This is a genomic window from Yunchengibacter salinarum, from assembly GCF_037658235.1.
GTDB lineage: Bacteria > Pseudomonadota > Alphaproteobacteria > Sphingomonadales > Kordiimonadaceae > Yunchengibacter > Yunchengibacter salinarum.
Window position 1 is genome coordinate 1 of record NZ_JBBJLN010000021.1, and the last position, 7,995, is coordinate 7,995.

Annotated in this window: 4 protein-coding genes, 5 pseudogenes and 1 other annotated feature; of the genes and pseudogenes, 6 read left to right on the top strand and 3 right to left on the bottom strand. The window is 54.3% G+C overall.

Annotated features, from left to right (window positions below; all coding sequences use genetic code 11):
* Positions 1-123: 123 nt before the first annotated feature.
* Positions 124-408, top strand: a pseudogene (locus WGH93_RS12950) (transposase); the annotation flags it as partial.
* Between the two features lie 60 nt (positions 409-468).
* Positions 469-1,065: pseudogene (locus WGH93_RS12955) on the top strand (IS3 family transposase); the annotation flags it as partial.
* Between the two features lie 5 nt (positions 1,066-1,070).
* Here the strand turns inward: WGH93_RS12955 and WGH93_RS12960 are convergent.
* Positions 1,071-1,895 (bottom strand): IS5 family transposase, encoded by an 825-nt coding sequence (locus WGH93_RS12960; protein ID WP_374765309.1) that lies wholly within the window; start codon positions 1,893-1,895, stop codon positions 1,071-1,073.
* 516 nt (positions 1,896-2,411) lie between these two features.
* Between WGH93_RS12960 and WGH93_RS12965 the strand changes: the two genes are divergently transcribed.
* The 3 genes and pseudogenes from WGH93_RS12965 to WGH93_RS12975 all read left to right on the top strand — a co-directional run bounded on the left by WGH93_RS12965 (position 2,412) and on the right by WGH93_RS12975 (position 5,480).
* The gene (locus WGH93_RS12965) at positions 2,412-4,037 is read left to right on the top strand and encodes an O-fucosyltransferase family protein (protein ID WP_374765310.1); all 1,626 of its coding nucleotides are present in this window, start codon (positions 2,412-2,414) and stop codon (positions 4,035-4,037) included.
* Between the two features lie 70 nt (positions 4,038-4,107).
* A pseudogene (locus tag WGH93_RS12970) lies at positions 4,108-4,407 on the top strand (transposase); the annotation flags it as partial.
* A 77-nt stretch (positions 4,408-4,484) separates the two neighbouring features.
* Positions 4,485-5,480 carry an IS5 family transposase gene (locus tag WGH93_RS12975; protein WP_374765311.1) on the top strand — a complete coding sequence of 332 codons (996 nt, stop codon included), beginning with the start codon at positions 4,485-4,487 and terminating at the stop codon, positions 5,478-5,480.
* Positions 5,481-5,482: 2 nt separating this feature from the next.
* Here the strand turns inward: WGH93_RS12975 and WGH93_RS12980 are convergent.
* Both WGH93_RS12980 and WGH93_RS12985 read right to left on the bottom strand, forming a co-directional pair.
* Positions 5,483-6,100, bottom strand: a pseudogene (locus tag WGH93_RS12980) (IS630 family transposase); the annotation flags it as partial.
* A 36-nt stretch (positions 6,101-6,136) separates the two neighbouring features.
* Positions 6,137-6,448, bottom strand: a pseudogene (locus WGH93_RS12985) (transposase); the annotation flags it as partial.
* Positions 6,449-6,604: 156 nt separating this feature from the next.
* On the opposite strand from WGH93_RS12985, the gene WGH93_RS12990 reads away from it, so the two are divergent.
* Positions 6,605-7,836, top strand: a protein-coding gene (locus tag WGH93_RS12990) for an IS3 family transposase (RefSeq protein WP_374765312.1) whose coding sequence is annotated in 2 segments (ribosomal slippage) — positions 6,605-6,899 and positions 6,899-7,836 — 1,233 coding nt in all. Because the reading frame shifts where the segments join, the coding sequence is not laid out codon by codon here.
* Positions 6,892-7,008, top strand: a sequence feature (AL1L pseudoknot). (Overlaps the previous gene by 117 nt.)
* Positions 7,837-7,995: the final 159 nt, after the last annotated feature.

Here is a 7,995-nt window from a genome sequence, read left to right on the forward strand (position 1 = left end):
AGTGGAAGCGATCCGTGCGAGAATGGCACGCTGTCAAAAGCCAGCTCGCGATCATGTTCGAAGACCGCTTCCCAATGACCTAACAAATGGCGCCAGAGCACAAAATTACGCACAGTCCCCGCCTCGATTGCCCCGGCCTGGCGGCGGGCATGGCAGGAGGTGATCCCGTTCTTTGCCTTCGATCCGGCGATCCGCAAGATCATCTACACGACGAACGCCATTGAAAGTTTGAACAGGGTCATTCGCAAATCGATCAAGACCCGCGGATCCTTCCCGACCGAGGAGGCCGCGACCAAGCTGATCTACCTGGCGATCCGCAACTTCGAGAAAGGCGGCAGAAATGTCCGGGAATGGTTTGCGGCCAGGAACCAGTTCGCTATCATGTTCGACGAACGCTTCAATGCGTGACCGTGTTTGAAACCCGCGTGGGCCAGACCAGATACACAGAGTTCATGACACTCCCTCATCACGACCAATCCAGATGTGGCCCAGCCTTGCCCGGACGACAAGGTGAACCGTGTTTTCGTGGCCAATATGCCGAACCAGCTCTGGGTGAGCGACTTTACCTATGTCTCCAGCTGGCAGGGCATGGTCTACGTGGCTTTTGTCATCGACGTCTTCGTCCGCAAGATCGTCGGTTGGCGCGTCTCGACCTCGATGACCACCGGGTTCGTCTTGAATGCCCTGAACCAGGCGATCTGCCAGAGGGCGCCGTCCGAGACCGACAAACTGATCCATCACAGCGACCGGGGCAGCCAATACCTCTCGATCCGATACACCGAGCGGCTGGCTGAGGCGGGGATCGACACCTCTGTCGGCAGCGTCGGGGACTCCTATGACAACGCTCTGGCCGAAAGCATCATCGGCCTGTTCAAAGCCGAGGTGATCAAGTTCCCCGGCCCCTGGAAGTCCGTTGGTCAGGTCGAGTGGGAAACCCTGAAGTGGGTCGACTGGTATAACAAGACGCGACTGCACAGCGCCATCGGTTACGCCACGCCGAACGAAGCAGAGGAGGTATTCTACGCAAGCTTGAACGCTGAGAGTCTGACTCAAAATTCTTTTTAATGAAATCAATGGCTTGCGATTCTTCGAAGCAGGAGTTGGGTGGACGCCATATAGAGCCATGCAGTGGCGCTCTGGATGGTTCGCTCGAAATCCTTGGGGAGGCGCCGGTTACGACCGAGCCAGGCGAAGGTGCGCTCAACGACCCAGCGGCGCGGGAGCACCTCAAACCCTTCGGCCTTATCCGAACGCCTGACGATCTGCATGGTCCATTGACCCATTTTTCCCAATGCGCCCTTGAGTTTTGGCCCCGCATAGCCTCCATCGGCAAACACATGGCGTAGCCAGGGGAAATTATGTTGGAGGGTCGAGAGCAGATCGGGGGCGCCATCACGGTCCTGAATGTCGGCGGCATGAACGAGGGCGCCGACCATAAAGCCCTCGGTGTCCGTCAGGATGTGGCGTTTGCGGCCCTTGATCTTTTTGCCTGCATCATAGCCCCGGACACCGCCGCTTTCCGTGGTTTTGACGCTCTGACTGTCGATCACCCCGGCTGATGGCGACGCCTCGCGCCCGCCTGCTTCACGCGCTGTCATCAACAGGGCGTGGTTGATCGCAGGCCACAGGCCCATGTCCCGCCAGCGATAAAAATAATGCTGCAGTGTGGTCATGGGTGGAAATACGCCCGGCGGCAACATGCGCCAGGGCAAGCCACCGCGCAGCAGATAGAGCATCGCATTCATAATGTCCCGACACCTCCAGCGCGGCGGGCGGCCCCGCCGTGGACGCGGCGGCAGAAGCGGTTCCAGAGCCGCCCACTCCGCATCCGTTAAATCGCTTGGCAAACGCAGTCCTTCGCGGGCAAACTGCCGACGGGTGATATCAGTCCACATCCTGTGCCTCCATGGTTGCTCGACACACCCATGAATCACAAGTGGCTGATATCACTCAATTCCTTTTTCGGTCAGGCTCTGACGAAAAAGTAGCATAATTATTGAACTAAAAACTCTCCGGTAAACCCGGGGCGGTTCAGTCAGCTCAACCGGTCCGAATGGACAAGTCAGTTGCGTGCAGCCGGAGTCAAAATATCCATGGATGAGAAAGGGAGATGGCTAGTTTGCGAAGTTGACGGAGCGGAGCGACGGCATAATGTGTTTATCGAGCGGCTTTGGCGCAGCCTCAAATATGAGTGCGTTTATCTGTGCCTGCGCGCATTACCAGGGGGCCGAGAGGCGCGACGCCTGATCGGCTCATGAATTGTTTACTATAACACCGAGAGGCCACATTCAACCCTTGACGGGCAGGCGCCCGACGGCATAACACCAGTATGCAGTTCCCCCTTAACAACGCCGCCAAGCTGTCCAATAAATGGGGCCCATTTCCCAGTAAAAAATAGGTAGTATTGAAAAATGTATGATATAACTTATTTGTGTGAATTAAACGCCTCATCTGTTAGTGAAAAGTGGTCAAAGCTGATCAATGGTAATATTAAAGACTCTGATAGTATTTGCTCAGAATTTGGTTTTCACTCTGAGAGGGAACTTAATCCTTTTTTATCAATAAGTTTGCCTTTCGAATTGGAAGTATTTGAATTAGTGATTGAATTTAGGGATTCGTATAGCAAAAAAGATCTACCATTTTCACTAAAGTTTATAGGGGATAATTTCGAAGTAGATCAAATCTTTAAAAGTCTGTCTAATTATACAACGGTGGTTTCATCTCAAGATTTAGGAATTAAAGGTTGTTTGAAAGGTATATTGATTTATAGGGAGGGAGAGTGCAGCCTTGTATTAAAGAGAATTTACCTGAATGTTCGTAAAAAAGAGTTTCTCCAAAAAGTAAAAAACACTAAGTTTAAAAGAATTTGTTTCGCTGATGGGCATTGGTTTGGCTTAGGCGGGAAGCTAAGCGTATATGCAAGTGCATTGCTCTATTGCTCACAAGAAGATAAAAAGTGGCCACTGATTGACACATCGTCCAGTGATATCATTGATTATCCACTGTCTATAAATGAAAAAGAAGACGAGTTTAATCTATTGCTGAACAATTTTGCATCAAAAAGCATAAAAAAGTTGGTAGACGGTGAGCCAGGTTACTATAAGGAAACATCTGCTAGCCAACACAAGCCGGTAAAAAATGCTGGAGATTTTGAAGGACGGTTTAAATATATATCAAGAAATAATATAAAAAGATTTATATACAAAGGAGAAAATGATCTCGGTGCAAATAGAAGGGCATTAAAAAAAATAGTCCCCAGTAAAAATGTTTTAAATAAAGTGAGGAAAATTGAGTCCGCAATAAATGGAGAGATTGATTACTCGAAAGCTCTGGGTATTCATTTTCGGCATGGCAATGGGGAAAGGTATTTCTCTTCTAAGACTGGTTTGTGGGGGGTTAAACCAGCATCTAGGGTAGAGTTAGAGAAAGCACTGGATGCTTTTTTGAAAAAATATTCATCAAGAATAAAGACGGTTATAGTTGCAACTGACTGCCGAGAAGTTGCTTCTTTTATTGATAAATACGCAAATAAATTTTGCAAAGTTTTGTTTCTTGATTATGGCGTTCAGCCAGTTGGGTCAGGGTGTAGTCACAACAACAATTACTTTGATCGCTTTTCAAAAAGAATTTTTGTAGACACGAGTGATGAGCAAGTTCAAACGTTCGCTCAAATGCTCGTTCTTTCAAAGTGTCGGTATTTGCTAGGGGGTAGGTCATACTTTTTCGAAACAGTAAAGTCACTATCCTCAATACCAGTTGAAGATATCGGATTTATAAACAATCTGGACAGGTATGTTAAGGTAGACAATGTAAGTCTTCCGTTGTTGGAGTCAGATGAAGAGGGTACTCGCATTATAGTTGATATATTTAGAAAAGAAAATGTCTTGCTAGATGGTGTTTTCTTAGGAAGAAAAGATAGCGTTTTGCGATTAAGTTATTTTGATGTAATCTTAGCACAAGGGAAGACTATCAAAGATATTGTTGACCTTCTGGATGATTGTGTTTTTGAAAAGCTGAAAGGGCTCCGGTTTTACTAGGCCCAGGACCCATAAAAGGGATTCCCAGGCTGGCAAAAATCTGATTCAAGTTTCCTGAAGGGAGACATTGATGTCAGGTTCTTGTTTTTGGCTTTCTGATGAGCAATTTACGCGGCTTGAGCCGCTTCTTCCCACGGACACGCGGGGCAAGCCGAGGGTTGATGACCGTCGAGTAATCAGTGGCATTGTGCATGTTCTGAAGTCGGGTGGGCGCTGGTCCGACGCGCCGTTGATCTATGGGCCACATAAAACGCTTTATAACCGCTTTGTGCGCTGGGCCGTGAAAGGCGTTTGGATCGATATATTCCATGCCCTGGCCTCGGCCGGCGGACCACCCGCCGATGTGCTGATTGACAGCTCAGCGGTTAAGGGCACCTCGAAAAATCTGGCGACCCAGCGGGATTGCGATAGAATCGCCGATGTGGGTGCGATGACTGGGAGGTAGTGATGGGGCAGATGGGCTTCTTCGATGTCTCGAAGCGCTACGCCGGGCTGGATGCGAAGTCGGATCCGCTGGTGAAGCTCAACGCCGTCGTTCCCTGGGCGGATTTTCGGCCGCGGCTGGACGCGGTCTGGCGTCGGCCGCCGGAGGCGCGGAAGTCCAAGGCGGGCCGCAAGCCCTGGGACGTGGTCGTCATGTTCAAGGCGCTCGTGTTGTGCGAACTCTACAACCTGTCTGATGAACAGTTCGAGTACCAGATCCGTGACCGGCTGTCGTTCATGCGCTTCCTGGGCCTGGGTCTGGAGGATCCGGTGCCGGACGCGACCACGGTCTGGCAGTACCGCGAGCAGCTGGTTCAGGCCGGGGTGGTCGACGAGCTGTTCGGTGCGTTCGACGCCTATCTGAAGGACCAAGGCTGGCTTGCGATGGGCGGGCAGATGGTCGACGCCTCGATCGTGCCGGTGCCCAAGCAGCGCAACGACCGCGACGAGAATGCCGCGATCAAGGCGGGCAAGACGCCCGAGGGCTGGGACGACAAGCCGGCGAAGACCCGCCAGAAGGACACCGACGCGCGCTGGACGAAGAAGCACGGCACGTCGCACTACGGGTACAAAAACCACGTCAACGTCGACCGGCGGCACAAGCTGATCCGGCGCTACAAGGTGACCGACGCGGCCGTCCACGACAGCCAGGTCATCGACGACGTGCTGGATGACGACAACACCGCGTCCGATGTCTGGGCGGACAGCGCGTACCGGTCGGCCGAGATCGAAGCCAAGCTGGACGATCGGGGCCTGAAAAGCCGCATCCACCGCAAGGGTCATCGCAACCGACCGCTCAGCACGCGCGAGAAACAGGGCAACAAGACCCGGTCGAAGGTCCGCGCCCGGGTCGAGCACGTGTTCGGCGCGCAGACCAACGACATGGGCGGCACGCTGGTGCGCAGCATCGGGATCGCCCGCGCCACGGCACGTATCGGGCTGAAGAACCTAGTCATCTGAATCTAAAGTTCGGCACATAGGTTTTGCTGTGTCCGCTGGCAGAACCGCTTTACGGATGCGAGGATTTGATCTGCGGGTTTGACCCATCGGTAGGGCTTGGGATTTTCGTTGTGCGCCTTGATGAAGGCGGCGTCGATATCAGCCTCCAATGCGGCGGTGGATCGGTGGACACCGCGTTGTAATTGCTTGCGGGTCAGCTCGGCGAACCAGCGTTCAACCTGATTTATCCAACTGGCCGAGGTCGGCGTGAAGTGAACATGCCAATGCGGGCGGCGCGCCAGCCACGCCTTGACTTTCGGCGTCTTGTGCGTGGCATAGTTGTCCATCACCAAGTGCACATCCGGCCCTTTGGGCATGGCCGCGTCGATCCTTTTCAGGAAGTCGAGGAATTCAGTCGCCCGGTGGCGCTTGTAGCATTTGCCGATCACCGCCCCCGTGGCAACATCCAGCGCGGCAAACAGCGAGGTTGTGCCGTGGCGGACGTATGTGTGGGTTCTGCGTTCGGCGATACCCGGCGCCATTGGCAGTACCGGTTGTTCGCGGTCCAGTGCCTGAATCTGGGATTTTTCATCCACGCACAATACAATAGCTCTGTTGGGTGGCGACATGTAAAGCCCGACGGGACTGTGCGTAATTTTGTGCTCTGGCGCCATTTGTTACGTCATTGGGAAGCGGTCTTCGAACATGATCGCGAGCTGGCTTTTGACAGCGTGCCATTCTCGCACGGATCGCTTCCACTCGTTGGATGTAGCATTCAGCGCGAGATAGATCAATTTCGCCGCGGCCTCATCGCTTGGAAAGTGGCCGCGGCTTCGCACGGCGCGGCGGATTTTTGAGTTCAAGGCTTCGATGGCGTTCGTAGTATAGATCAGTCTTCGTACCTCGGGCGGGTAGTCAAGAAAGGGGACGACCTCGGTCCAGGCCCGTCGCCAGCTCGGGGCGATCGCCGGGTAGGAGAGTGTCCGATCTTTTGTGTATCTGTGATCTGGTCCATGTTTCCTGAAAGGAGCAAGGACGATGACAATTTCCAAGGACCTGCTGGACGATCTTTTGAAGGGCTGCGATCGGCCTGAGTGAACCGCCCCGGGTTTCCGAGAGAGTAAAAATCTCAAAGGATGCCCCTTATGGAATCGAAGAAGCACACCCCGAAGGACACGGCCGAGTTCCGCGAGCGCGGCGTTCGGCTGTATCGCGAACAGCGCCCTGATTACACCAGCGACAACGCGGCCTACCGTGCGATCGCGTCGAAGCTTGGCTGTTCCCATGACACGCTTCGCGCCTGGTGCGTTCAGGCAGCCCGTGATGCTGGTGAGCGCAGTGGACAGAGCAGCGAAGAGAAGGCGCGGATCAAGGAGCTGGAGCGCGAGGTCAAGGAACTGCGCACCGCCAACGAGATCCTGAAGAAGGCGTCGGCCTATTTTGCCCAGGCGGAGCTCGACCGCCCGTTCCGCAAATGATTGCCTTCATTGAAGAGCATCGCGAGGTCTATGGGGTCGAGCCGATCTGCCGTATTCTGCCGATCGCCCCAGCGACCTTTCACCGTCATGCCGCCATTGCCCGCAACCCTGAGCTGGCCTCGGAGCGGGCCCGGCAGGACAAGGAGGATTTCGATGAGATCAGACGCGTCCACGACAAGAGCAGAGGCCGCTACGGTGCGCGCAAGGTCTGGCACCAGCTTCGGCGAGACAAGCACGACATTGCGCGCTGCACCGTGGAACGATTGATGAGAGAGAAAGGATTGCAAGGGGTTACGCGCGGCAAGACGAAAACCACGGTCCCAGATCCGGCGCAGCCCTGTCCCGATGACAAGGTCAACCGGCAGTTTGTGGCGACCATGCCCGACCAGCTCTGGGTGTCGGATTTCACCTATGTGTCGACATGGGCAGGGATGGTTTACGTCGCCTTCATCATCGATGTCTTCGCGCGCAAGATTGTGGGCTGGCGCGTCTCGACATCGATGACCACCAGCTTTGTTCTCGATGCGCTGAACCAGGCCATCTGCGGGCGATGTCCGGCCGAGGGCGGTGGCCTGATCCACCATTCCGATCGCGGCAGCCAGTACCTGTCCATCCGCTACACCGAACGCCTGGCCGATGCCGGCATCGACACCTCGGTCGGCAGTGTTGGTGATTCCTACGACAACGCCATGGCCGAGAGCATCATCGGCCTCTTCAAGACGGAGGTCATCAACTTTCTCGGCCCGTGGAAGTCCATGGCCCAGGTCGAGTGGGAGACCCTGCAATGGGTCAGCTGGTACAACACCGAGCGGCTACATGGCGCCATCAGCCACCGGCCGCCGCAAGAAATGGAGGATGCATTCCATGCAGAGATGATTGCTCTTGAAAAAGCCGCCTAAGTTTTGAACAAAATAGCCTCTCGGAAACCCGGGGGGTTCAGAGGATCTGCTTGGCGATGCCGGGCTGATGAAGGAGCTCAAGATCAAGCTGATGGAGCGGATGCTGGGCGCCGAGCTGACCGCGCATCTTGGCTATGAGGATGGCAAGGATGCGCCGGC

Excerpts from the sequence above, each read along its gene's own strand:
- WGH93_RS12960 (WP_374765309.1), bottom strand. The coding sequence starts at position 1,895 with ATGTGGACTGATATCACCCGTCGGCAGTTTGCCCGCGAAGGACTGCGT.
- WGH93_RS12965 (WP_374765310.1), top strand. The coding sequence starts at position 2,412 with ATGTATGATATAACTTATTTGTGTGAATTAAACGCCTCATCTGTTAGT.
- WGH93_RS12975 (WP_374765311.1), top strand. The coding sequence starts at position 4,485 with ATGGGGCAGATGGGCTTCTTCGATGTCTCGAAGCGCTACGCCGGGCTG.